This window comes from Aeromicrobium sp. Leaf291 (genome assembly GCF_001423365.1).
Classification (GTDB): Bacteria; Actinomycetota; Actinomycetes; order Propionibacteriales; family Nocardioidaceae; genus Aeromicrobium.
In genome coordinates this window covers 1,324,610-1,349,652 of the sequence record NZ_LMNM01000001.1, presented here as the reverse complement: position 1 = coordinate 1,349,652, position 25,043 = coordinate 1,324,610, and the positions used below count along the sequence as shown (strand labels likewise).

General features: G+C 67.2%; 17 protein-coding genes, 1 tRNA gene and 1 pseudogene. 8 read left to right on the top strand and 11 right to left on the bottom strand.

From position 1 onward, the window contains the following. Positions 1-39 precede the first annotated feature (39 nt). The 3 genes from ASF35_RS06720 (at position 40) to ASF35_RS06710 (ending at position 7,039) form a co-directional block, all read left to right on the top strand. Positions 40-4,578 carry a Calx-beta domain-containing protein gene (locus ASF35_RS06720; protein WP_055964597.1) on the top strand — a complete coding sequence of 1,513 codons (4,539 nt, stop codon included), beginning with the start codon at positions 40-42 and terminating at the stop codon, positions 4,576-4,578. A gap of 203 nt (positions 4,579-4,781) precedes the next feature. After that, positions 4,782-5,408 carry a TetR/AcrR family transcriptional regulator gene (locus tag ASF35_RS06715; protein ID WP_055964594.1) on the top strand — a complete coding sequence of 209 codons (627 nt, stop codon included), beginning with the start codon at positions 4,782-4,784 and terminating at the stop codon, positions 5,406-5,408. After that, a complete protein-coding gene (locus tag ASF35_RS06710) occupies positions 5,405-7,039 on the top strand; it encodes an MFS transporter (RefSeq protein WP_055964591.1) in 1,635 nt (544 codons plus the stop codon). The genes ASF35_RS06715 and ASF35_RS06710 overlap by 4 nt, the downstream gene beginning before the upstream one ends. 316 nt (positions 7,040-7,355) lie before the next feature. Here the strand turns inward: ASF35_RS06710 and ASF35_RS17685 are convergent, their stop codons facing one another. From ASF35_RS17685 to ASF35_RS17995, 3 genes are all read right to left on the bottom strand, one after another. Continuing rightward, positions 7,356-8,669, bottom strand: a complete 1,314-nt coding sequence (locus tag ASF35_RS17685; RefSeq protein WP_255354062.1) for a DNA methyltransferase — start codon at positions 8,667-8,669, stop codon at positions 7,356-7,358. 121 nt (positions 8,670-8,790) lie between these two features. Next, positions 8,791-10,374: an SIR2 family protein gene (locus ASF35_RS06705; RefSeq protein ID WP_055964588.1), complete on the bottom strand. Its 1,584-nt coding sequence runs from the start codon at positions 10,372-10,374 to the stop codon at positions 8,791-8,793. Positions 10,375-11,341: 967 nt separating this feature from the next. Beyond that, a complete protein-coding gene (locus ASF35_RS17995) occupies positions 11,342-13,717 on the bottom strand; it encodes a hypothetical protein (RefSeq protein WP_156367976.1) in 2,376 nt (791 codons plus the stop codon). A gap of 740 nt (positions 13,718-14,457) precedes the next feature. Here ASF35_RS17995 and ASF35_RS17990 point away from each other — a divergent pair. Further along, the gene (locus ASF35_RS17990; protein WP_156367975.1) at positions 14,458-14,928 is read left to right on the top strand and encodes a hypothetical protein; all 471 of its coding nucleotides are present in this window, start codon (positions 14,458-14,460) and stop codon (positions 14,926-14,928) included. A gap of 144 nt (positions 14,929-15,072) precedes the next feature. On the opposite strand, the gene ASF35_RS06690 is transcribed toward ASF35_RS17990, so the two are convergent. The 7 genes from ASF35_RS06690 to ASF35_RS06665 all read right to left on the bottom strand — a co-directional run bounded on the left by ASF35_RS06690 (position 15,073) and on the right by ASF35_RS06665 (position 21,103). Further along, a tRNA-Leu gene (locus ASF35_RS06690) sits at positions 15,073-15,145 on the bottom strand. Between the two features lie 26 nt (positions 15,146-15,171). Continuing rightward, positions 15,172-17,550 carry an AAA family ATPase gene (locus ASF35_RS06685; protein WP_200931729.1) on the bottom strand — a complete coding sequence of 793 codons (2,379 nt, stop codon included), beginning with the start codon at positions 17,548-17,550 and terminating at the stop codon, positions 15,172-15,174. Between the two features lie 30 nt (positions 17,551-17,580). Then, positions 17,581-18,243, bottom strand: coding sequence for a hypothetical protein (locus ASF35_RS06680; protein WP_055964579.1), 663 nt, complete (start codon positions 18,241-18,243; stop codon positions 17,581-17,583). 156 nt (positions 18,244-18,399) lie between these two features. Then, positions 18,400-18,567: an aldo/keto reductase gene (locus tag ASF35_RS17680; RefSeq protein WP_082495391.1), complete on the bottom strand. Its 168-nt coding sequence runs from the start codon at positions 18,565-18,567 to the stop codon at positions 18,400-18,402. Continuing rightward, positions 18,564-18,995 (bottom strand): hypothetical protein, encoded by a 432-nt coding sequence (locus ASF35_RS06675; protein WP_156367974.1) that lies wholly within the window; start codon positions 18,993-18,995, stop codon positions 18,564-18,566. Before ASF35_RS06675 ends, ASF35_RS17680 begins: the two co-directional genes overlap by 4 nt. Positions 18,996-19,096: 101 nt before the next feature. After that, positions 19,097-19,963, bottom strand: a complete 867-nt coding sequence (locus tag ASF35_RS06670; protein ID WP_055964573.1) for an aldo/keto reductase — start codon at positions 19,961-19,963, stop codon at positions 19,097-19,099. Between the two features lie 207 nt (positions 19,964-20,170). Then, complete coding sequence (locus ASF35_RS06665) at positions 20,171-21,103, bottom strand: NAD(P)-dependent oxidoreductase (RefSeq protein ID WP_082495453.1); 933 nt, start codon at positions 21,101-21,103, stop codon at positions 20,171-20,173. A gap of 46 nt (positions 21,104-21,149) precedes the next feature. On the opposite strand from ASF35_RS06665, the gene ASF35_RS06660 reads away from it, so the two are divergent. The 4 genes and pseudogenes from ASF35_RS06660 to ASF35_RS18435 all read left to right on the top strand — a co-directional run bounded on the left by ASF35_RS06660 (position 21,150) and on the right by ASF35_RS18435 (position 23,810). Then, positions 21,150-21,572, top strand: a complete 423-nt coding sequence (locus ASF35_RS06660) for a YkvA family protein (protein WP_055966280.1) — start codon at positions 21,150-21,152, stop codon at positions 21,570-21,572. Between the two features lies 1 nt (position 21,573). Next, positions 21,574-21,918, top strand: coding sequence for a TraR/DksA C4-type zinc finger protein (locus ASF35_RS06655; RefSeq protein WP_055964567.1), 345 nt, complete (start codon positions 21,574-21,576; stop codon positions 21,916-21,918). A 496-nt stretch (positions 21,919-22,414) separates the two neighbouring features. Beyond that, positions 22,415-23,169 (top strand): annotated as a pseudogene (locus ASF35_RS18620) (DUF222 domain-containing protein); the annotation flags it as partial. 386 nt (positions 23,170-23,555) lie between these two features. After that, the gene (locus tag ASF35_RS18435) at positions 23,556-23,810 is read left to right on the top strand and encodes an HNH endonuclease signature motif containing protein (RefSeq protein ID WP_235499112.1); all 255 of its coding nucleotides are present in this window, start codon (positions 23,556-23,558) and stop codon (positions 23,808-23,810) included. Between the two features lie 259 nt (positions 23,811-24,069). Here ASF35_RS18435 and ASF35_RS06645 read toward each other — a convergent pair whose 3' ends face one another. Beyond that, positions 24,070-24,990: a Ppx/GppA phosphatase family protein gene (locus tag ASF35_RS06645; RefSeq protein WP_055964559.1), complete on the bottom strand. Its 921-nt coding sequence runs from the start codon at positions 24,988-24,990 to the stop codon at positions 24,070-24,072. Positions 24,991-25,043: the final 53 nt, after the last annotated feature.

Sequence of the window (25,043 nt, the reverse complement as noted above, 5' to 3'; positions counted from 1 at the left end):
TCGTGGGCCGAGGGCCGGCACCAGCGATCGGAACCATGCATGAAGCAGCGCCGGGCAGTCTCCAGGACGGCCGCGCTCGCGGTCGCCGTCGTCGCCTCGACCATGACGTGGATGGCGCCCGCCCAGGCCGCCCCAGCGCCACGACCTGTCGCAGCCGCCGTGGCCCCGGTGGCGGCCGTCCCGACCGCCAACCTCTGCGGCGCCACGGGCACCGACATGAACGGCACCGGCTGTCGCTACGCCACGGTCGGGACCGACACCTTCAGGGCGCCGTACTACCAGCCGAACGTCACGTTCACGACGTACGGCGCAAGGTCGTCCGGCACCTTCCGCGAGTCCCGCGACTGGGGAGGCATGGCGCGGGGGACGCTGAGGCTGACGCCCGGCGCCGACTACCAGGTCAACGTCGGCGGGCCCGCACGAGGTGACACGAAGCAGCTCGGCGGATTCAACGGCGGCGGCAACAGCGGTCGCACCTCCATCGAGTCCGGCTCACTCCTCACCGGCGCGCAAGGCGGAGGAGGCGCGTCCGACGTTCGCGAGGGCACCTACGGCCTGCTCGACCGACTCATCGTCGCCGGCGGCGGAGGCGGCTTCAGCGGCTGCACGACCGAGGGATGCATCCAGGGCGGTGCCGGCGGCGGCGACAGAGGCTTCGACGGCGACAGCGGGGTCGGCTCGTCGGGCGGCGGGGGCGGCAGCCAGACACAGGCCGGCCGGTCCCCCGGCGCAGCAGGCAGCGCCGGTCGGGGCTTCGGTGGGTCGGGCGCCTCGGGACCGCTCGCGATCTCCGACCCTGGCGCCGGGGGAGGCGGCGGCTACTTCGGCGGCGGTGGAAGCGACGTGGTCTTCGCCGTCAACCCCTCGGGCGGCGGCGGAGGCAGCGGCTACATCACGTCGCGCGCCACCGACACGTCGTCCAAGACCGGTGGCCAGGTGGACGCCTATCCCCTCCCGACCGACCGTCTCGACATCCAGGGCGAGAAGGACGGCCGTGGCCTCGTGACCGCCACGTGGCCGGGCGGTCCGGTCTCGGCGAACGTCACGGTGACCGCGAGCCCCAGCGGTCCGGTCGACCCCGACACGATCGTGACGTTGACGACCAAGGTGACGACCTCCACGGGCGTCACGCCGGTGGGCAACATCCGCTTCGTCGACTACACCAGGGCCAACGGATCGACGAGCCCCAACGCGCCCGGAGCCTGCCCGTGCTCCAACATCACCGGCGACTTCATCGACAGCACCCAGAACGGCACGTACGTCAAGCGCGTCCGGGCCGGTTCGCTGCCCTACGGCACCGACCACGCGATCGTCGCGATCTTCGACGACCGGTACGGCGAGATCCCGCAGACCAGGTCCGCCCCGGCCACCTACTCGGTCAACGTCCCCCCTCCCCCGGGCGTCGATCTCGGCCTGACGCTCACCGGAGCTCCCAACCCGGTGAAGTCCGGCTCCGACCTCACCTACACGCTCGACGTCAGCAACTACTCGACCACCGCGGCGACGTCGGTCAAGCCCGACGTGTTCGTGCGCAACGTCTTCGGCAACGACGTCGTCCTCGACCTCGCCAAGACCTCGTCGTTCTGCCGGACGACGATCGACGGCGCCACGGCCGTCACCTGCGACTTCGGCGACCTCGCCGCCGGCGCGACCGAGAGCGCGACCATCGTGGCGAGACCCCTGAAGGTCGGGGACCAGGTCGCCTCCGCGAGCCTCTTCCGGCCCGCTCAGACCGACCCGAACCCGGACAACGACTCCATCGAGATCTCGACCGTGGTCGAGGCGGCCGACCCGCCGCCGCCGACCGACCCCTCGGCCGACCTGTCGGTCTCCGTGCAGGCCCCCACCCGGGTGGACGACGGCGACGGCTTCCTCTACAAGATCGGCAGCTACAACGCCGGCCCCGACACCGCGAGCGACGTCACGATCACCGACGTCCTGCCCGACGGGGTCACCTTCGACCCCGACACGACCTCGCCGGAGTGCACGAACGATGCGGGCACCGTCACCTGCGACGCCGGTGACTACGAGCCCGGGCGGATCAAGAACGTAACCATCGGCGTCACGGCCGACCAGGTCGGCACGGTGTCCAACACCGCGACGATCCAGGGCGACCTGGACGACCCCAGCTCGGCCAACAACTCCTCCACCGCGACCACGGTGGTCCGGACCCCGCCGCCGCCGACGGACCTGTCCATCGTGAAGACCGCGCCGTCGCGGGTGGTGTATCGCGCCGACCTCGTCTACGAGATCGCCGTCACCAACAACGGGACGGATGCTGCGGCCGAGGTCGAGGCGACCGACGTGCTGCCGGAGGGGACGCGCTTCAAGTCCGCCGGGACGTCGTCGGCCTGCCAGCCTGACTTCCTGCAGCGGGTGGTGACGTGCGACTTCGGCACCGTCGCCGCCGGCGCGACCGAGACGGCCGAGATCGTCGTCGTCTCCGACGTGGTGCGTCGGGTCTCCAACACCGCGACGGTCGCTGGCGATACCGCCGACCCGGACCCGACGAACAACTCCTCCACGGCGTCGACGCTCGTGCAGGACCCGAACTCCCCGGCCGACCTGTCCATCAGCAAGTCCGCGGGTGTGCTGCAGGCAGAGGTCGGCGACGACATCACGTACGAGCTCGAGGTCGGATACGCGGGGCCGGCCAACACGGCGGCCTTCAGGGTGACGGCGATCGACGAGCTGCCCGACGGGGTGACCTTCAAGCGCGAGGGCACGTCGGACGCCTGCACGAATGCCTCGGGCACCGTGACCTGCGACCTGGGCCAGATCTTCGGCGGGACGTCGAAGACCGTCGAGATCGTCGTCACCGCCACCCGGGCGGGCACGGTGTCGAACACCGCCACCGTCGAGGGCCTCGGCGTCGACCCCGATCCGACGAACGACGAGGCGACGGCGGTCGTCCAGGTGACCGCACCGCCGGAGCCGGGCGCCCTCGGCTTCGCGACCTCGGACGTCGAGGTCGACGAGGGCGGCACCGCGACCGTCACCGTCGAGCGGACCGGCGGGACCGACGGCTCCGTGAGCGTCGACTACGCCACCAGCAACGGGACCGCCGGATCGAACGACTACACCCCCGCCACCGGCACGCTCGCGTTCGCGGACGGTGAGACGACCAAGACCTTCACGGTCGAGACCACCCAGGACAACACCGTCGAGTCCGACGAGACCGTCGACCTGACGCTGTCGAAGCCCACCGGGGGCGCCACCCTCGGCGGCGACGACGCGACCGTCACGATCATCGACGACGACGAGGAGCCCGAGCCCCCCGTGGAGCCGGGAACCGTCGGCTTCTCGGTCACGAACACCGACGTCGACGAGGGCGGCACCGCGACCGTCACGGTCGAGCGCACCGGCGGATCCGACGGCAACGTCACGGTCGGCTACGCCACCAGCAACGGGACCGCCGACTCCGACGACTACACGTCGGCCTCGGGCACCCTGACCTTCGCCGACGGTGACACGACCAAGACCTTCACGGTCGCGACCACCCAGGACAGCTCCGTCGAGTCCGACGAGACCGTTGACCTGGAGCTGTCGAACCCCGGCGGTGGGGCCACGCTCGGCGACGCCGACGCGACCGTCACGATCATCGACGACGACCAGGAGCCCGAGCCCCCCGTGGAACCGGGCACCGTCGGCTTCGCGGTCACCAACACCGACGTCGACGAGGGCGGCACCGCCACCGTCACCGTCGAGCGCATCGGTGGCACGGACGGCGACGTGACCGTCGACTACGCGACCAGCAACGGGACCGCCGACTCCGACGACTACACGTCGGCGTCCGACACGCTCGCCTTCGCGGACGGTGAGACCTCGAAGACCTTCGAGGTCGACACCACGCAGGACACCCGGGTGGAGGCCGACGAGACCGTCGACCTGACCCTGTCGAGCCCCACCGGCGGCGCCACCATCGGCGACGGCGACGCGACCCTCACGATCACCGACGACGACGAGGAGGAGCCCGAGCCGCCGGTCGAGCCGGGAACCCTCGGCTTCTCCGCCCAGGACTACCCCGTCCAGGAGGGTGAGGCAGCCACGATCACCGTGACCCGCAGCGGTGGGAGCGACGGCAGCGTCTCACTCACCTACGCGACCGACGACCCGACCGCCGGGGCAGCTCGAGCCGCCGGGGCAGATGGGTACACCCCGACCACCGGCACCCTCACCTTCGCCGACGGCGTCACCTCGCGGACCTTCACGGTCCAGACGACCGATGACGACGTCGACGAGCCGGACGAGACCATCGCGCTCAGCCTGACGAACGCCACCGGCGGCGCCACCCTCGGTGACGCCGCCGCGACCATCACGATCACCGACGACGACCCCGCCGTCACCGATCCGGGCGACGGCACGGATCCCGGCGACGGCACGGATCCGGTTGACGGTGGCGACGGGACTGATGCTGGAGCCGGCGGTGCGGGCAGCGGCGTCGGCACTCGCGGCGACCCCGCCGCCTCGGCCCTCCCCGAGACCGGTGGCCCGAACGTCGCCCTCCCAGTTCTCGGCGCCCTGCTCATGCTCGCCGGAGCCGCCTTGACCATCGGTCGCCGTAGGCGGGACGCGTAGCCGGCGGGGTCCCATGCCGCCTGCGGGCCCTGACCGCTGCGAGGACCAGAGCTCGCTGAGCAGGGGCCGGGTCCCGTCCGTTCATCCCACCGCCGGCAGATCGTTGCCGTAAAGCACTTGCGCTGCGATGAAACATGTCCGTACCATCGAATGGAACGGTACCGTTCCGTTTCATCCATGTTTCGCTGTGCACCAGGAGCACCATGACCCCGGCAGAAGCCGCAGCCGCAGCTCGTCCTCGCGTGGAGGGCGAGCGTGAGCACGAGATCCTCGAGGCTGCGCTCGACGTCCTCGCCGACGTCGGCTACGACCGCCTGACCATGGACGCCGTGGCCTCGGCCGCTCGGGCATCCAAGGCCACGCTGTACCGCCGGTGGGAGACGAAGGCGAGCCTGGTCCTCGAGGCTGTCCTCGCCCAGAAGGGCCCCCTCCCCGCGCTTCCCGACACCGGCAGCCTGCGCGGCGACCTCATCGCCTCGCACTGCGGCCGTGGCGGCCTGACCGACGAGCGTCAGATCTCCATCTTCAGCGGTGTGCTCACGGCCCTCGGCCGCGACGCCGAGTTCGCCGACGGCTTCCGCTCCCGGTTCCTCGGCCCCAAGGTCGAGCTGACCCAGCAGCTGTTCGGCCGCGCCCGTGACCGCGGCGAGATCCGCGACGACGTCGATCTCGACATCGTCGGGTCGGCACTGGCCGGCATCGTGCTGCACCGCGAGTTCGTCATGGGCGAAGTGCCCACCCCCGAGAGGATCACCGCGGTCATCGACCAGGTGATCCTCCCCGCCGTCCTGCGCCACTCCCCCGACCACACCCCCAAGGACCCCTCATGACCGACACCACCCCCGACGCCGGGAAGCACGTCACCGAGCCGGAGGACCTCCCGCCCGAGACCAACCGCCGACTGGGCTGGGCCCTGGTCATCATCTGCATCGCGCAGCTGATGGTCGTGCTCGACGCGACGATCGCCAACATCGCCCTGCCCTACATCGCGACCGACCTGCGCATCGGCGAGGCCAACCTGCAGTGGATCGTCACGGGCTACGCCCTCGCGTTCGGTGGCCTGCTGCTGCTCGGCGGTCGCCTGGCCGACCTGTACGGACGGCGCCGGATCTTCATCACCGGCCTGATCGTCTTCGCCGTCGCGTCGGCGCTCGGCGGCCTGGCCCAGAACGAGCCGATGCTGCTCGCGTCGCGCGGACTGCAGGGCATCGGTGCGGCCATGGCCGCGCCCGCCGCCCTGGCGCTGATCACCACCACCTTCCCCGCCGGACCCCTGCGCAACCGGGCCTTCAGCGTCTACGCCGCCCTGTCGGGCGTGGGCGCGGCGATCGGCCTGATCCTCGGCGGCTGGCTGACCGGACTGGAGCTGGGCAACCTCGAGGGCTGGCGGCTGACGTTCCTCATCAACGTGCCGATCGGCCTCGTGGCGGCGTTCCTCGCGCCGCGGTTCCTGCCCGAGAGCAAGCCGCAGCGCCTCGCCCTCGACATCCCCGGCGCCCTGAGCGGCACCCTCGGCCTGGCCGCGCTGGTCTTCGGCCTCTCGCGGGCCGGCGACGAGCGCTACGGCTGGGGTGACACCTCGACCATCGTGTCGCTGGTCGTCGCAGCGGTGCTCCTCGTCGGCTTCATCGTGATCGAGCGCTCCGTCAAGAGCCCGCTGCTGCCTCTGAGCATCTTCGCCAGCCGAGCCCGCTCGGTGGCATTCGCCTCCATGATGATCACGCCGGCGGCCATGTTCGCGATGTTCTTCTTCCTGTCGCTGTTCGTGCAGAACGTGCTCGGCTACAGCCCGCTGCACACCGGCTTCGCGTTCCTGCCGTTCACGGTCGGCATCGTCCTGGGCGCCACCCTGTCGTCGAAGCTGATCGCCCGCATCGACCCCCGGTTCATCGCCGGCGTCGGCACCATCCTGGCCGGCATCGCCCTGTTCGGGTTCTCGCGGATCAGCGTCGACGACAGCCCCGCCAACCTGCTGCGCATCGCCGGTGGCAGCGGGTCGCTGAGCGACGACGTGAACTACTGGACGGCCATCGCACCGTTCATCGTCCTGATGGCCTTCGGCATGGGCCTGGTGTTCGTGACCATGACCCTGGTGGCCGTGCACGGCATCCCGTCGGAGGAGTCCGGCATCGGCTCGGGCGTGCTCAACACCATGCAGCAGGTGGGTGGCGCCATCGGCCTGGCCGCCCTGTCGACGGTGGCCCTGCACTTCTCGACCGACCGTGGTGAGGAGATCGGCGGCGCCATCCAGGCGGCGTCCGGGTCGGGGGGCGCCCCCGCGCCCGACGTCGCGGAGCGCCTCAACCAGCTCATCGGCCAGGCCGCCTTCACCGAGGGCGCGACGCACGCGTTCCTCGTCGGCGCCTTCATGATTTGGACCGCCTCGGCCATCATCTGGATCCTGCTGAACGTCAAGCACGACGAGCTCGCCACCGACGGTCCGGAGGGCGTCGCCGTTTGACCCCCGAGGGCCGGGGTGCACACAGATGGGGCGCCCCGACCTTTGGGTTCAGTCCAGATATCGGGGGCTGGCGCCGACCTCGACGACGGCACCTTCTCCGTGAAGACGCGTCGGCTCGGCTGCTGTGCAGGTTGACCCGCGTCAGTCCGCGCACTGACTCCTTGTCCGCGTCGAACCGCCCATCAAGACTTGGGTGCAAAGAGCCCACTTTGACTGTGCATCGCCTTCGCCAGCACACAAGTGGATGTCATGTGATCCTTGCGCCGCCCTGCAGGGACCTTCCGAGAGCAGGTGGTTCCATGAGGGCTTCGTGGGTCTATGGCTTGCGGAGTACAATCATTCGTTCAGAGAGCGGAGGAGCGGTCGGCTTGCTCCACCGGTGTCCGCGAGTCCTGAGCAATACATCTTCTTTGTTTTCGAAGCCGATCTCAGACGCGAGACGCCCTATGAGTGCTGGCGTGTCAATGAACACGTCGTAAGGGGCGCTATCGCCGATCAGCCAAAGGGCGGCAGATCCGCTGTCAAGGTTATCGAACGCATTGGTAAGTACAGCTCCCATTGCCGTGAAATAGGCCGGCAGCACTTGGTCGTACTCTTTGGATCGACCTTCACGGTTACCGCGCGCATCCTCGAGACTCTTGGTAAGTGCGGCGACCTCCGCCCCCGTCGATCCGTATGTGGCGATTAGGTGGTCGAGTGACGACGCCTTTTGCGCTTTGGAGGATTGTTGTGTGGTGGCGGTGAGCATGTCGCCTCTCACCTCGTGGCACATCTGGCGCCAGGATCGGATCTCGCCCCAGAAATACAACTCGAGTCTTGTTGCGTCCGCGTAGTCAAAGTTGTTTAGGTACGGCGGCGAGGTGACACAGGCTTGTGATGACGGAAGCAGTTCCCAGGTCTGGGAATCGGCGGCGTTCCCCAAACTGATATGGGTCACCGTGCCCGATGGAGCCACGTTCAAGTCCTCCGCCATCGTCTTGACCCGGGCCAAGAACCGCTTGGGAGCATCCTTGTACCGGGGTGCCCTGCTGACGCCGGGTCGCTGGTACGGCCAGCCGACCTTCACGCCGGCCACATCACGGAGCGTGGCAAGCAGAGCCCACTTCAAGTAAACGGACAACGGATTGTCAGCCAACGGCTTGATAGCGTCCCGAAGTGACACAAGTTCAGCGAGGACAGCAGGGTCGAAGCTCCGCCGCACCAACTCCGTCTCTGACAGAAGCCAGGGATAGGAGGACGGGTCGGCTGGTTCCGCTTCGACTTCGGACCGCTCGTGCATCGGTAGAGCCAAACGGGTGACGACATCTTCCCGAGCCGCCAAAGATACTGAATCGGCGAGGTCTAGCAGGGCTTCGGACGAGGCGGGTGGCTGTAGCTTGAGCTTCGCCAGCTCTGCGATCAATGGGTGCGCCTCAAGTCCAACGAATCCGAGCCCCCTTGCGTGTGCTGCGGTTCCCGTAACGCCCGATCCCATGAAGCAGTCGAGGACCAGTCCTTCATCGAGATGGATCCGGTCGAGGAGAAGGGCTACATAGTCGCTAGCAAAGCCGGCAGGATATCGGAACCATCGATCGAAGGGTTGAGCGGCGCTGGTGCCATGACTTCTCCCTCGCCCGCTTCCAGGCTGCATCGGCCAAGCGGCGGAGTCGTTGCGGCCTACGTCTGTCATGGGTTCATTGCACCACGGCGGCGAGTGTCTGCGCCACGGTGACGACAGACAAAGCAGCCGGGCTTGTGCTCATCCGCGGAGATCACGGCGATTCGAGCCTTTGGGTCGCCAACCAGCGTGCCCGCTCCAGGAGTGCGGGCAGGAATACGTCCGAGCTCTCAGTCACCTGCCTGTCTGCAAGAGTTTGCCCCATCACGGCCCACTGCTGTGTCCGGTCGACCTTGTTTGCGTAGTCGAGGACTGATCGGGGTGGCAGAGGATCGACCCAGTACTCCTCGATCTGATCAGCCCGCTGTTGCCATAGCCACTGTCGAAGATCTATGTCTCGCATGGAGCATCCGATCCATACCCAAGTGATGCGACCCGCTTCGGAAACGATCCTGTCGAGCACGTTCCGAATCGGCTCCAACAGCCCGGCCGAAGTCGTTTCGATGTCAGCAACGAGCGTTTCAGCGTCTGCAATCGAACCATGGACTTTCAAGATCGGCAGCGTGGAGGTCTCGCCGTGTACGCGTTCACCTACGAGGTCAACCGCGTCTGCAAAATCCGACACTGAAGCGGCGACCTTGTTGGTCGCAGCCATCCCTGACTCGATCAATTCGTCAAAGTTGACGGTCGCGACGATCAGACGCGGAAGAATCGACGCAAGCTCCCAAATCGCCTCACGCCCGGGCGGCACCCGATCGAGCGCGGCGGAGCAATACCGGGTCATGGACTTTACGGTTTCTGAGTCGGCACGAGGACGCCCGGACAACGTGTGAAATTCTTCCCGCAGCACGCGTTCCAACGTGAGACCTCGCTCGAACTGCTCTCTCGATAGGTCGCGCTCGTCAACCATGAACCGCGCAGGATGGTCTACAAGATATTCGCGGAAGGACATGATGAGATCGGTGGAGCCGATAGCCGCGCCCGTCAGGTGTGAGATCGCGCTGTCTCGCAAGGCGTTCCCCTGCGGGATCCGGGCACTCGCGGAGGCGCCTGCGCCCATAAAAAGCACTATCGGATCATCTAGTGAGCGGAGTATGCGTGCGGTCCGCATATCGGGCGTGCGACGCAGTTGCCTGCGGATAACGTCGCTCCCCTGCACGACAAGACGTGCGGCCCCCTCTGCGGGGTTGCAGTGCCTCATAACGTCGACCCACCCGCAAGCCACAAATGCGAGCGTCTTCAGTTGCGCCGGCGCGAAGTGCTGTGCGGACCAACCGGCGTCCCATAGAACCGCCGCGCGAGCTTCGTCGAGACCGTCAAGCGTGTAACTGTAGACAACGAACTCGGTAGCCAAGAGGCTCGAACTGAGCAGCGCAAGTACCTGCGCAAGGGTTAGAGCCGAGGCGGTGAGCTCATCACTACCCTCGACGAGCACCTCGACCTTTCCTTCTTGCTCGAATATCTCGACGTGAACGTTGCGAGCGCCGCAAAGGCTTTCCAAGTGTCTGGCCATAGGCTCGTTCAGCGGACCGGGAAAGGACCACTCTGTGACTTCGGGGCTGCACCGTACGTAGACGCCGCCCGCTCGTCGAATTGCTGCGCCGAACAGCTCCGCGTCGTCCTCGGTGTCAGCGTCATCGTGAACACACGGAATGACGGCTAGTCCCGCATCGTCGAGCTTCTCGTCGTGCTCTCTGATGACTTCCTGCAGTAACTGCAGGGTGGAGACCGTAGTCATGGCTAGTACCGCGAAGCGAGTCGCGTGACAGCGGACTCAAGTTGGGCACAGACTTTTCGCGTATTTGGTGAACTCTCCCATGACATTTCCCAACTCTTGAGCAAAGGCCGAGCCTCGCCGTAGGCGTCGGTTGTGGCCTTCAGTGCGACAGGGAGGCAGGCGGGGTCGAACGACTTCCTCAGAATCAGGGCCGCCGCAATCTTTTCCACTGTGCGCTGCTCCGCCCCGATTGCAATGAAGGAGAGCAGGCCCTTACCGGCAGTCGGTTGATTCCGAATCAGGCCCGGCATTTGCCTGCCAGCCTCACTTACCGCCCAGTTGCTCCGTAGGCGGGTCAATTCTCGACCCTTGAGTGGACTGCCCCCGATCGCCGAGGCAAACGTATTCGACACCGCGACGACTGGCTGCGCGAGTCGCGTGTCATCACTCTGGGAGCGTGGTATCCGTAGAGCTCTGTCCTCGCCAATAGAGCCATTGATTAGAAGAAATACGGCATAGCCGAGAGTCGGGGGGCGGAGGTCGCCCCCAATGACAGTTTTTTGCATCCATTCACGTCGAGGACCTGAGTAGAACTCGACCAACCTAGCCATCACGGAGATTACGAAGGCGTCTCTGTCTTCCTCCGGCTGATTGCGAGCGTGGACCAACTCGATCAGCGCGCGCCCTTCCGGAGTAACTATGCCTCGGCTCTCGTCGACAGCGATGTATAACTCGGCCTGGATATGAGGCCGCTCCTCATTGACCATCCCAAGGGAATCAGCGAGGTCACGCAGGTTCTTCGCAGCGACTTGAGGTCGGTACCAGGAGGAGAGGCTCTCTAAGTCGACTGTCAACGACCGCGGAGGTTGACCGAACTGGGCGAGCCAAGCTTGCCGAAGATAACTGAGTGTTTCCTCCTGCTGCGCAGTTTCAAAGTCGAAGAAAGCCCCGAAGGCAAGCCGAAGTCTTTCGAGACCGGGATCCTGTTTCACAGCGGCACCGCGCAGTAGTCGCGTTCGCGAATCTGCGCCAGTCGCATCTCGTATGACTTGCGCAGGGTGCCCGTTGTGTGTTCAACCTCGAGCTCATAGTTGACGTGCAAAGGGAGAATCACCAGCACCTGATTGGCGACCTCTTCGACTTCAGGAGCCGACAAAAACGCGGCTAAGTCTGGAAGCCGATCAGCTGACACGAACGCGCCGAACTCGTCGAGGACCAGCAACCTGTTTGGCTTTGAAGACGGAGTGATATCGAGAATTCGGGCCTGTGTGAACGCAAACGCCTGCTCGCCGGTGGAGAAGCCCGCCATCGGTCGCACATCTTCCGCACCTGATTCCCACCGGAGAGTCAGGTTCCGGTTGACTGGATCCAGCCCTACCGCAGTGCCTCCGCCGAAGACACGCTTCTGGACGGAGGGGCTATTGAGCGCTTGGAGAATGCTTGACGCGAGCATGTCGCTAACTGGTTTCGCTAGCGACTGACTTGCAGCGTCCAACTCGCTGGGTTCCGCCGCGCGAGAATTTAGAAAGTCCCTGCAAATTCCCTCCAAGCGATCAACCATGTCGCCAACGTTCTGAATCGCGCTGGCGGCGGCCAGAATCGCATCCCGTACCTGCTCGAAAGCTTCAAGATCGGGCGCGCCGTCCGGCTGCGAAAGGATCGTTACCGTGTTGATCCAGCGGTACCGCGGATCTTGATTGATCCTTGCGATTGTTTGCGAGATCTCAGCGGTGCGGGTTGTCACTCGACGGCGCGCCGAGGCGAGGGCTCGACTGGTCGACTCTAGATGAGCGTCTGCATCCGCCGACTCCCGACGAAACTGCGGTTCAGCGTTCGCGAGTTCCGACTCGGAGATGCCCAGTTTGGCAGTCAGAGCCTGTACTTCATGATCAGCGTCGGTTCGGGACACTGTGCCTTGCGCCGCTATCTGTTGGTTAAGCGTTGCCAGTATCGAGTGCGCGGCAGTGAGTTCACTTTGAAGACCGCCCACTGCCCCGTCCGCCTCCCTAGAGGCCTTCGCCGTCTCAGTTGCGTTCTCTGCTTGCTCCTCGAGCGTGTTGTACTCCGCAACCGTTTCAGCGAAGAGCTCGTCGGCTCTAGCCAGAGTGGCGATGTCTCTAGACAGCAGTTCGAGCGCCTCGCGGCGGCGGCTCAATGTCGAAATTTCTGCCAAGAGCTCTCGCACCTGTTGCGGGGTGGGTTCGTTAATTAGCGAGAGATGGCGCGCCGACATAGAGGCGTAAGCAGCTTCGACCGTTAGCTCGGGCACGAAGCCATCAGCCAGCAATGTTCCCGCACTATGGGGGGCGGCGGCGCGGAGCGCCGGCAGCATGTCCTCCAGGAGACCACGGACTTCGCCCGCGGAATCAAGGCCGCGCTGGAGGTCGGAAAGCCGACGTCGTTCCTCCTCGCATCGCGATATGTCTTGGGCGACTGCCGGAGCCACGGGTTCAACCCCAAGCATCTGAGAACCAGCCTCTACCGCGCTCGACAACTTCGACCTGCGGCTTCGTCGTATCCTCAGGGTGCGACCGGCTCGAGCCAATCTTTCGGCCACACCACCTTCCTTCTCGAGCGCGGAGGCGAGGGTGTCTGCTCTCGCCTGAGCTTCGGCGAGTTGGGTCTCAAGCGCCCGGACGTGTTCGACTGCTGCGTCGCGGCTCGCCAAGAGGTCTTCAGAATTGCGATTGACGGCATCCCGCTTCCGCATACTCTCTTGGGCGCTCAGCATGTCCGCGAGGCGATCACTCGCGGCCTTGGCGGCTTCAGACGCTTCATTCGAGCGACTGACCGCCTCAACGAGTGCTACTTGCTCTTCTTGCAGATGTCTGGGATCAGCCCGCTGGAGATCCTCGAGCAGGTCTCCCGCAAAGACCTGAAGGTCATCGTTGCGGCGACGCAACTGTCGCCCTACCGCCGCCAGTTGACCTTGTAGCAGGTCGCGGTGCCGCGCAACAGTATCGGCTAGATCCTCGTTCCCAGCAATACGTTCGACACTAATCAGTGCGGCTGCCTCAGAGCCAGCAGCTGACTCTCCGTCGATCCTGGCGTCACCCAACCGATCCATGTCCACAGCAGGACTGTCGAGCCAGCGTTCGGGAGTAAACACGAACTCGATGGATTTCGCACCGATGAGTTCTGTTCCGATAACTTTCGTATTCCCGAGACGCTTCTTCAACGACGTCCACAGTTCAGGCCGCTCGATGAACTCCGGAGGCATCGCGCCGCTGATGAGTTCGAGAAGCTGAACGGAGACGGTTTTACCAATGCCATTGCGGCCTTCAAGGAGGCATGGGCTCAGATCCGGAATCATGCCGATTAGCTTCAGGCCGTCAACCGCGTCAGGCTCAAAGTCCCAGCGCACGTCGCACCTCGCTCTCGAGGAAGGCTTGCGGTGAGAAGTCTTCACTGTCCAAATCCAACTCTTGGAACACCAAAGCCTGTCGCTCAAGCTCGACACGAGACTCCGCAGGGGCCGAAGCAAGCAGAGTGCGCATGACCTCTTCGACTGCGGTGGTGAGCGGTCTATCCGGTGCAGTCATAGTTCGACTCTAGAGCGAGAGGACACGCGGGCGGAATTCCTTGTCCCTACGGGCTGAATAGGTTTAAGAACTACTCGGGTTGAACCCATCCAGGTTGGACGATGGCACGCCCAGACTACCGACCGAGGTGCCGCTTGTCTCCGATCATCGTGCTTCTGCGGATCCCGTGCGACGAACGTTGTTTGCGGAGACGGGAAGCAAGTGGCTTAGCCGTCTAGACGCGCCGTCGGGGACGCATCTATCCACCGCCTCGAGACGAGGAACGAGACGGCTAGCGAACGCAGGCATCCGCTGGGCGAAGGCTCGTGCGCGCCAAGGCTGTTCAACTTGTCGCGTAGGCGAGGCACATCACACTAGGGTGCAAAGCGTGGGTAGCAGCGGACGGCGTGCGTGGATAGACAGGCACTGGCGATCGCTCCTTTTTGCCGTTGTGGGCCTCCTCTTGGGAGCCGTTATTGGGTGGTGGGCCGGCAGTGCGACAGCCTGCCGAAACTGCGAGGCTAACACTGCAGGGATCGAGGCCCTTGGCACGTGGGTCGGCGGGTTGGGGACTGTTGCCGCGGTGGGTTTCGCCGTGATCGCGTTTCGCAGCGAGGAACAATCTCGACGTGACTTGGAGCGCCGACTGCTCAGCACGCGCCGTGAGCAAGACAAGCAGGATCTTGCGGAGGCTGAACAAGTCACAATTAGCTTCTCGGTCGGATCGACCTTCGGCAGCGGCGAGGCCAGTGGCCTTCGAGTGTCAGTGCGGAACGGCACCAGCTCAACCGACGTATTCAAGCTTAGTGGGTCGCACGACGATTTCGGGACTATCGGCTATAAGCACGCACTAACACCCGGCGACACTTATACGCAGAATTTCCTTTTCGGTCACATGAACGCAGCTCGACCAGACACGGTTCCGGTGCCTGTGGGGCCTGCAAGACAAGAGTGGCTGGACGATCATCTCGACAAGATCGAGATCACTTTCGAACTGCGTGACAAACGCTGGCTTCGGCGCGGCGGCCGGCCGGCCGAGGAGGTCACGAACTAGAGGGTCGTGGCCGGGCAGCTGTGTACACGACGAATGGTTCATCTAAGTCACCGGTCGGATCGGCATCTGGGTTCGCGCCCGGCGTCGCGAGAGAACCCGACCCAGCCGAGCGGGACGTACGTCTTTCCACCGCAACTGTTGTCGTGCTCCCGGTGGGGGTCGAACCCACACTGGGGCGGGTTTAAGCCGCCTGCCTCTGCCATTGGGCTACGGGAGCGCGGGGCCAGCCTAGGCGGAGGCGCGTCAGTCGGCGCCGAGCCAGGCGAAGAACTCGTCGGCGGAGATCACCGGCTTGCCGTACTCACGGGCCTTGCGCGCCTTGCCGGACTGGGTGCCGACCTCGGCGACGACGAGGAGGTCGCACTTCGTCTTCGTGACGTTGGCGACGGGGGCGAGGCCGGCGTCGCGGGCGAGGCGTTCCATCTGGTCGCGGTCGTACATCCGTCCCGACGTCGACGTGGCCGTGCCGGTGAAGCAGACCCGGGCGCCGGGTTGCAGCACGTCGGACGCGGCCGGGTTGGCCTCGTTCACCGCCGCGACCAGGTCGTCGACGAAGCGCTCGCCGAGCAGGTCCTCCACCGTCTGCAGGCGCTCGATGAGCTGGGGCGACAGCCGCGACGCCTTCGTGGCGACGTTGGCCAGCCGCGCCGCGACGGCCTCGGCCACCACGGCCGGAGGGGGTGAACTAGCGGCGGAGCGGTCGGTGCCGCCGAGAAGGGCTGCGCTGATGCTCGTGCTCGCCTCCACCAGCGCTGAGAGTGTGGGCAGCCGGTCGGTCGACGGCGCCGGCAGACCGGGGTCGCGGGTGAGCAGGTAGCTGGGATCGGGCAGGCTCTCGGCGGGTTCGAAGGGCGTCGACGACGCGAGCGCGACGCCCGAGTCCCGCAGCCGCAGGAACGCCTCGAGTGCCGCGTGGGCGCGAGCAGCGGCACGGCCCGACGAGTCCGAGACGCGATCGGCCGACGACGGCGCGCCGTACGGAACCTCCACGCCGAACGGCATCGGCACCACGTGCTGCAGACGCTTGAGCTCGAAGTCGACCTTGGCCAGTGCGTCGTCGACCCGCACCCCCACCGGCGTCACGCCCTCGAGCAACGGAGCGAGCACCGCCCACGCCTCCGGCAGCGTGGGCGCGAGCAGCACGTCGTCGGCGGTGATGCCGAACCGGGCACGCGCGTCGGCGAGGTCGCGCTCGGGGTTCACGAGGGTGCTCACCGCGGTGCCGTCGTCGAACGCGACGGCCAGCTCGATCGGACGCGGCCGCGAGAACGTCCCCTCGTCGCCGACGAAGCAGACGCCCAGCGCGGCGAACCGGTCGGGCGCGGTGCGGGCGACGGAGCCCGACAGGAACCGCGTGACCCGACGGTCGGTGCGCAGGTGCCGCGGCTCGATCGGCTTGCGCAACACCAGCCCCGCCATCGACGTCGCGCGACTCAGCGCCACGTACACCTGACCGGTGGCGAACACGCCGCCCGTGAGGTCGACGACGAGCCGGTCGAGCGTCTGCCCCTGGCTCTTGTGGATCGTGATCGCCCAGGCCAGCCGGCACGGCAGCTGGGTGTAGGTGCCCACGACCTCGCGGCTCAGGGAGCCGCCGTCGACGACCGGCCGCGTGACCTCCCACGTGTAGGCGCCGACCGTGACGACAGACCCGTCGGCCAGCTCCACGTCCAGCTCGCGCTCGCCGTCGACCACGGCCATGTCGACGACGCGCCCCAGCGACCCGTTGACCCACCGGTCGCTCTGGTCGTTGGTGAGCAGCATGATCTGCGCGCCGACCTTGAGGTGCAGCACCGCGTCGGTGGGCGGGTCGAAGCCGCCGACGTCGCCGCTCTCCCGCGCGACGTGCGTGATGGCCTCGCCCGGCAGCCGCTCCAGGCGCTGGCGGTTGCGCGACGTGACGATCGAGTTCGACGGCGCGAGCGTCAGCCACAGCTCGTCCTCGGGCGGCTCGAAGTCGGCGTCGACGCGGGTGTTCAGCTCTGCCCGCGCGGACTCCAGCAGCACGCCCTCGCGCACCGCGTTGAGCAGGGAGGTCAGGCGGTCGTCGCCGAGCTGCCGGAACACGGTGGTGAGCGCGACGGTCGGGAACGCGTCGCGCTCGAAGCAGTGGGCGGAGTAGAAGTACTCGGTCTCGTAGTGCGTGCGGAAGAACTCCGCCTCGCGGTCGCCGACGATGGGCGGCAGCTGCAGCAGGTCGCCCACGAGCACGACCTGCACGCCGCCGAACGGCTCACCCTCGCGCGGGCCGAAGCGTCGCAGCGCCGCCTCGACCATGTCGAGCACGTCGGCCCGCACCATCGACGCCTCGTCGACCACCAGCGTCTGCAGGCCGCGGATGGCCTTCGTGAACCGACCGGGCCGGTAGGTGCCGGAGCGCACGTCGTCAAGCGTGGTCGTAGGGCGGAAGCCGAACAGCCGGTGGATCGTGTAGCCCTCGACGTTCAGCGCCGCGATGCCCGTGGGCGCGGCCACCACCACGCGACGCTCGGTGGTGGCGAGGAAATGCCGCACCAGCGTCGACTTGCCCGTTCCCGCCTTGCCGGTGAGGAACAGGTGGCTGCCCGACTCGAGCAGCTCCATCGCACGCTCGATCTCCGGCGTGATGGTCAGGTCGGGCACGGGGTCAGGGTGTCATGAGACAAACGAGACCTAAGAGGCCGTGGCGAACACGAACTCAACATCGGCCGCGGGATCAATGCTCGTGATGAGTCGCTCATAGAAAGCGCGAGTCTGCTCCTCGAGGACGTCGAGATTCTTAGTCACGTACTCGTCCCTGGAGTCGCTGTTGAGAATCTTGGTGATGACCTTAGTGGTGTCGATGTCCGGCGTCACAAAGCTGAGGACACCGCCGTCAGTTACGACCACCTCGAACTTCGGCTGATCGAAGCCGATGAAGGTGAACTCGGGCACCGAGACCTGATACCCGTCGGCACCCTGGCGCTCGATGTCGACTGCGGCACCGTCCAGGCCCAACTTCGCTGAGAACTCGTACTGCAAGAAGACCGTCTCCCCCGTCCCCGGAACTCGGCGGCCAAAGACAGTCGAAGTCCGCTTCTCATCGGTGATGCCCTGGATGCTGAGGCTGACGAGAGCAACTTCTTCGGTGCGCTCCACGGCCTGGATCACCTGGGAGTCCTTGCTCGTCGACTCGACGCCGAGAGGTGAGAGCAGACCGAGATTCCTCGACACGATCAACCCGCCGACAAGCAAGGCGACAACACCAACGAGTGCGAACGCGCGCGTCACGAACTTCATTCTCGAACCCCCGGGAACCAGCATCGAGTAGCGCACCTGCGCGAAGAGCGGCGTCATTCGCCGCAGCTCGCAAGGCTAGTTGCATCGAATCGCTGCCGTCCGTCGATCCGCGACATTCGCAACGATCTCGGACTTTGGTCCCGTGTCTCCCACAGGACACGAAACGGCTACGACCTGCGTGAGGTCTAGGGCCGCGTCGGGCTGTGCTTCGGGTCAGGTGCTGAGGCCGGACTCGATCGTCTGCAGCTCGTCGTCGGAGAGCTCGAGGTCGGCCGTCTCGGCGGAGTTCTTCGCCGACTCCGGACGCGAGGCGCCGGGGATCGGGACGACGACGGGCGCCTGGGCGAAGTGCCAGGCGAGCGCGACCTGGTGAGGCCTCATGCCTGCCCCCAGATCCTCGGACCCGCCTCGTGCGCGACCAGATCACCGAGCAAGACCTCCCGTGCATCTCCATCGCCCTCGAGGCGGTAGGGCAGGTGGACGACCAGGCACGCGCCCTCGCTGTGCTCGAGCTCCACACGCAGGGCGTCCGACCCGTCGAGCAGCACGTCGGCCACGAATGCGACGGCGCGCAGCTCGTCGGCATTCGCCCCGGCGCCCGCGTAGAGCGCCTCAAGCACGGACGTCGAGTCCGGGTGGTCGCCCTCGCCTGGGTCGGCGCCGAGCAGGCGCTGCTCCCCTGCCAGGTCCAGTGCCGCTCCGAACGGGTACAGCTCGCCGTAGCGCTGCAAGGTCTGCTCGGCGAATCCCACCACCCCGTTGAGCAGCCCGTTCAGCTCGTCCTGCGCGTCGTCGCTCCCTGAGGTCATCCGGCCACCCTCGCACCCGGCCATGCATCCGACAACCCTCCAGACGCGAAGCGGCCCCCGACCTGCGTGAGGTCGAGGGCCGCGTCGGGTTGTGCTTCGGGTCAGGCGCTGAGGCCGGACTCGATCGTCTGGAGCTCGTCGTCGGTGAGCTCGAGGTCGGCCGCCTCGGCGGAGTTCTTCGCCGACTCCGGACGCGAGGCGCCGGGGATCGGGACGACGACGGGCGCCTGGGCGAGGTGCCAGGCGAGCGCGACCTGGTGGGGGCTCACGCCGCGGGCGTCGGCCACCTGCTGGAAGGCGGAGTGGTCCGAACCGAAGTCGCCGGCCTTCTTGATGCCGCCGAACGGGCTCCACGGCAGGAACGCGACACCGATCTCGGCGCAGTGCTTCAGCTCGTCACGGCTCGACAGGAACGCCGGGCTGAACTGGTTCTGCACCGACGCCAACTTGCCGCCGAGCACCTCGTTGGCCTCGTCGATCTGCGCGACCGTCGCGTTCGAGATGCCCGCGTGCTGGATGACGCCCACGTCGAGCAGCTCCTTCAGCGCGCCCACGGACTCCGCGTACGGGACGTCCGGGTCGGGGCGGTGGAACTGGTAGAGGCCGATCGACTCGACGCCGAGACGCTGCGCCGACGCCCTCGCCGCCTCCTTGAGGTACTCGGGGCGTCCGTTCTGCGTCCACGAGCCGTCGCCGGGGCGCAGGTGGCCGCCCTTCGTCGCAACGAGCACGTCCTGGCCGGCCGAGTGGCTCTTGAGTGCCTCGGCGATGAGCGACTCGTTGTGGCCGACCTCGCCCGCGTCGCGGTGGTAGGCGTCGGCGGTGTCGATGAAGTTCACGCCGGCGTCGAGCGACGCGTGGATCGTGGCGATGGAGCGCTCGCGATCGGGCCGCCCCTCGATGGACATCGGCATGCCGCCGAGGCCGATCGCGCTGACGGTCACGGGTCCGATGGTGCGCTGTTGCACAGGTCCTCCTGAAGTGGGTGGGAAGTGGTCAAACCTTCAATTTCCACCGTACGTCGGGATCCCAGGGACGCCAGCCGAGACCGATGCTGGACCGGCCGAACATCGACCAAGGTGCCTCGACCGATGCCGAGTGGTTTCGATACGTCCGTCTCGCAAGCTCGCCGGACTACTCAACCAGCGATGCGGCGGCGACGGTCGAACTGCGGATCAGGACACGTCCACCTGGTTCATCAGCGACTCCCCCGCGACGAGCCGACGCACCTGCTCGCGCACGAGGGGCTCGATGCGCTCGAGGCGGGTGGCCACCGCGCCGCCCACGTGGGGCGCGATGAAGACGCCGGGCGTGGTCCACAGCGGGTGGTCGTCGGGAAGCGGCTCGGGGTCCACCACGTCGAGCGCCAGCCGCACGTGGCCCGACGCGGCGTGCTGCACGAGCGCGTCGGTGTCGGCCACCTTGCCGCGCGCGACGTTCACCAGCAGCGCGCCGTCGCGCATGGCCGAGAGGAATGCGTCGTCGACGAGGTGGTGGGTGGAGTCGCCGTACGGCACGGCGACGATCACGACGTCCACGTCGGCCAGCAGGTCGTGCACCTCGTCGATGCCGTGCACGTGGCCACGCTCGTCGTCACGCGCACTCGACGCCACGCGCACCATCTCCACGCCGAAGCCGTCGAGCCGCGTCGCCACCTGCTCGCCGATGCCGCCGACGCCCAGCAGCATCACGCGCTTGCCGAGCAGACCGGGGCGCGCCTCGTCCTTGCTCCACCGACCCTCGGCGCGCGTGGCGTTGCGCGCGAAGTCGTCGAGGCCGCGCAGCGACGCCAGGGTCATGGCCACCGCCAGCTCGGCCGTCGGCGCTTCGTGCACGTCGACCGCGTTGCACCAGGTGATGCCGTCGGGCACGTTGCCGATCGCGTCGTCGTAGCCGAGTGACTGCGCCTGCACCGCCTTCACCCGCTCGACGTCGAGCACCGACAGGTCGCCCGTGAGCTGGTACGGACGGACTGCGAGGTCGAGCACGACGTCGGCCGGAGGCTTCCCCGCGAAGTCCCACACGTGCAGGGTGGCGATGCCGTCGGACTCCAGGTCGGCGAAGAGGTCGCGGGTCGTCTCGTCGGGGAGGCTCAGCTGCAGCGTCATGCCTCCGATCATGCCCGCCGTCCTCCCGGCGCCCTACCGTGGGTTCATGAGCACCTGGGGCATCGTCGCGGCAGTCGTCGGAGGCCTCGTGCTGCTCTGGCTGGTGCTCGTCGTCGCGCTATGGCTCGCCGCGCGCCGCGACTCCCGCGACGTCGACCTGCGCGACCTCGTCCGCCTCGTCCCCGACCTGGTGCGCCTCGTCCACCGCCTCGCCCGCGACCCCGCACTCCCCCGCGGCGTCCGCGTCAGACTCGGCGCGCTGCTCGTCTACCTGGCCCAGCCCATCGACCTCGTGCCCGACGTCATCCCCGTGGTCGGGTACGCCGACGACGTGGTCGTCGTCGCGCTCGTGCTGCGGTCCGTCGTGCGTCACGCGGGCGCCAAGGCCATCGAGCAGCACTGGCCCGGCAGCGACGCGGGGCTCGTCGCGGTGCTGCGCCTGGCCGGCGTCCGGCGCGAGGTGGCCTGACGTGGACCACCGCGCCCGCCTCGACGACGAGCGCCGGTCGCTCCTGCGCGCCATCGCCGTCCGCGACGCCGACGTGGCCGGCATCGTCGCCGCCCGCGAGGGCTCCAACGTCGACGACGAGCACGACCCCGAGGGTTCCACCATCGCCTTCGAGCGGACCCAGGCCGACCACGCCGCCGCCAACGCCCGACGTCGGCTCGCAGCGGTGGAGGCAGCACTGGGTCGGCTCGACGACGGCACCTACGGCGTGTGCGAGGTCTGCGGTGAGCCGATCGCGGAAGGGCGACTTGAGGCGCTCCCGGCCACGACGCGGTGCGTGCGGTGCGCGTCGGGCCGGAAGTCCTAAACCAGATCGGACCTTGGTCACGTATTCGAACATGTGCTTGTTTCTTGTCTGATCTGCCCTCTAGAATGGGGATAGATCAGCAGGAGGAACCATGAGCGTCGCCGCACTCGACACCCACCCGGTGCCGGCGTGCGTGCGTTCCGCGCGTGAGTTGTTCTCCGCGGTCCCCACGAGTGCCTGGGACGGACTGGAGCCCGGCGAGGTCCGCCGTCTGGTCGGTGAGCTGTCCCGGTTGGAGTCCCAGGTCGCGGCCCACAAGATGGCTGCCGCACGCGTGCTCGAGAAGGCCCGCAAGGCCGCGGCGAACGGTGACGGACCGCGACCGGGAGCGGGCACCTCTACCGGGGCCACGATCTCGATCGACTTCGGGGGTGACCGCAGCGGCGCCGACGCACTCGTGAACACCGCCGAACGGATCGAGGAGCAGACCACCCTCACCGAAGCCGCCCTCGCGGCAGGCGAGATCACGATGAAGCAGGCCGACATCCTCTCCCGNGTGAACACCGCCGAACGGATCGAGGAGCAGACCACCCTCACCGAAGCCGCCCTCGCGGCAGGCGAGATCACGATGAAGCAGGCCGACATCCTCTCCCGCGCCCTCGCGAAGCTGTCCGAGGACGTCACCAGCGAGCAACGCCTGATGTGTGAGAAGACCCTGCTCAAGGACGCACAGAAGCTCACCCTCAAGGATCTGCGCCGCAGGGCCGCCCGGATCACCGAGACCTACCGCAAGACCGTCGACGAGGTCGACGCCGACGAGGACGAGATCCTGCGTCGCCGCGAAGAGGAAGCCCGCAAGAAGACCAGCTTCTCGATGTGGGACAACAACGACGGCACCGTCACCGGACGCTTCACCCTCCCCGAAGCACAGGGCGCCATGCTCAAGACCGCCCTCGACGCGCTCGCCGCACCGCACCAGAAGGTCGGGACCGTGAACGCAGCCACCGGGCAGATGGACGAGATCGGCTTCGGCCAGTCCTACCCCCAGCGCCTCGGACACGCGTTCGCCACCCTCATCGAGCACCTCCCCGCCGACCGCCTCCCCTCCAACGGCGGCGTCAGCGCCGTCGTGACGGTGAACCTCGACCTCGACACCCTCGTCGGAGGTGTGAAGGCCGCCGGACTCTCCGACGGAACCCGGATCAGTGCCGGTGAGGCGAGGCGACTGGCCTGCAGCGCCCAGATCGTCCCGATGGTCCTCAACGGCACCTCACTCCCGATCGACCTCGGCAGCGCGAACCGCTACTTCAANACGGAGCCGGCGACGACGGCACGACGGAGTGCCGGCGAGGCGAGGCGACTGGCCTGCAGCGCCCAGATCGTCCCGATGGTCCTCAACGGCACCTCACTCCCGATCGACCTCGGCAGCGCGAACCGCTACTTCAACCGCAGCTCACGCCGGGCGATGGAGAAGAGAGACGGCGGATGCACCACACCAGGTTGCGACCGCGACTCACGGTGGACCGAAGCCCACCACCTCACCCCCTACTCCCTGAGCGGGACCACCGACGTCAACGACGGCGCACTCCTGTGCTCGTTCCACCACCACCGCGCCCACGAGCAGRGCTGGGTCGGGCGGATCAATCCCGATGACGGACACGTCGAGTGGAAGCTCCCCGGCAGCGACACGCCGGGCGATGGAGAAGAGAGACGGCGGATGCACCACACCAGGTTGCGACCGCGACTCACGGTGGACCGAAGCCCACCACCTCACCCCCTACTCCCTGAGCGGGACCACCGACGTCAACGACGGCGCACTCCTGTGCTCGTTCCACCACCACCGCGCCCACGAGCAGGGCTGGGTCGGGCGGATCAATCCCGATGACGGACACGTCGAGTGGAAGCTCCCCGGCAGCGACACCTGGCAACGCAACACCCGCTGGCGACCCTGAACCCTCACGCCCACGACACCCCGTCCACCCGGTCGGGGCACTCGTGCTGCCCGGCCAGCACTGACCCGTGTTGCTCGACCACGCCCTGCTGCGTCCCGGCCGCTTCGACNGAGTGGAAGCTCCCCGGCAGCGACACCTGGCAACGCAACACCCGCTGGCGACCCTGAACCCTCACGCCCACGACACCCCGTCCACCCGGTCGGGGCACTTGTGCTGCCCAGGTTCGGTCGCGGTCGCCGAGGGGACGGTGCGGGCGGGACTACAGCCCCGCGGCGCCCCAGGCGATGCCGTCGAGGATGTCGTGCTCGCTCACGGTCACCGTGTCGGTGGCGAGGGGCACGGCGTCCAGCACCGCATCGAGGATCATGGCGCCGGCGCCGATCACGTCGGCACGGCCGGGGTGCATGAACGGCAGGGCCCGGCGGTCAGCCACCGACATGCGCAGCAGCGAGAGGCAGGCGGTACGCATGTCGTCGACCGAGATCCGTGCCCCGTGGATGGCCGACGAGTCGTACGACGGCAGCTCCAGCGCGTGCGCGGCCACGGTGGTGATGGTGCCCGCCACACCGACGAGGGTGCTCACGGGCTCCAGCGACGAGACCTGAGGGACGAGCAGCCCGTCGAGGTAGGCCTCGAGGGCCGTCACCTCGTCGATCGAGACCGGGTCGCTGGGCAGGAAGCGCTCGGTCAGCCGCACCGAGCCGACGTCGAAGGAGTGCGACCACTGCACGTCGCCGTCGGCGCCGACCACCAGCTCGGTGGAGCCGCCGCCGATGTCGACCACGAGCGCCGAGCCGGTCGTCGAGCGGGTGGCGCCCAGGAAGGAGGCGCGGGCCTCGTCCTCGCCGGTGAGGACCTCGGGGCGCACGCCGAGGATCGACTCCACGCCGTCGTTCAGCTCGTCGGCGTTCTCGGCGTCACGTGCCGCCGACGTCGCGCAGAAGCGGATCCGCTGCGCACCCAGCACCGTGGCCAGCTCACCGAACTCGCGGGTGACGGCGAGCGTGCGGTCGAGCGCGTCGGGGTGGAAACGACCGGTCTCGTCGACCCCCTGGCCGAGGCGGACGACCCGCATCTCGCGGACCACGTCGCGCTTCTCGTCGCCGCGCACGTCCGTGACGAGCAGGCGCAGGGAGTTCGTCCCACAGTCCATGGCGGCCACGCGGAGGGCATCCGGCATGCCCCGACCCTACCGATGCCGAAGGGCCCGGACGGTGCCCGGGCCCTTCGGCT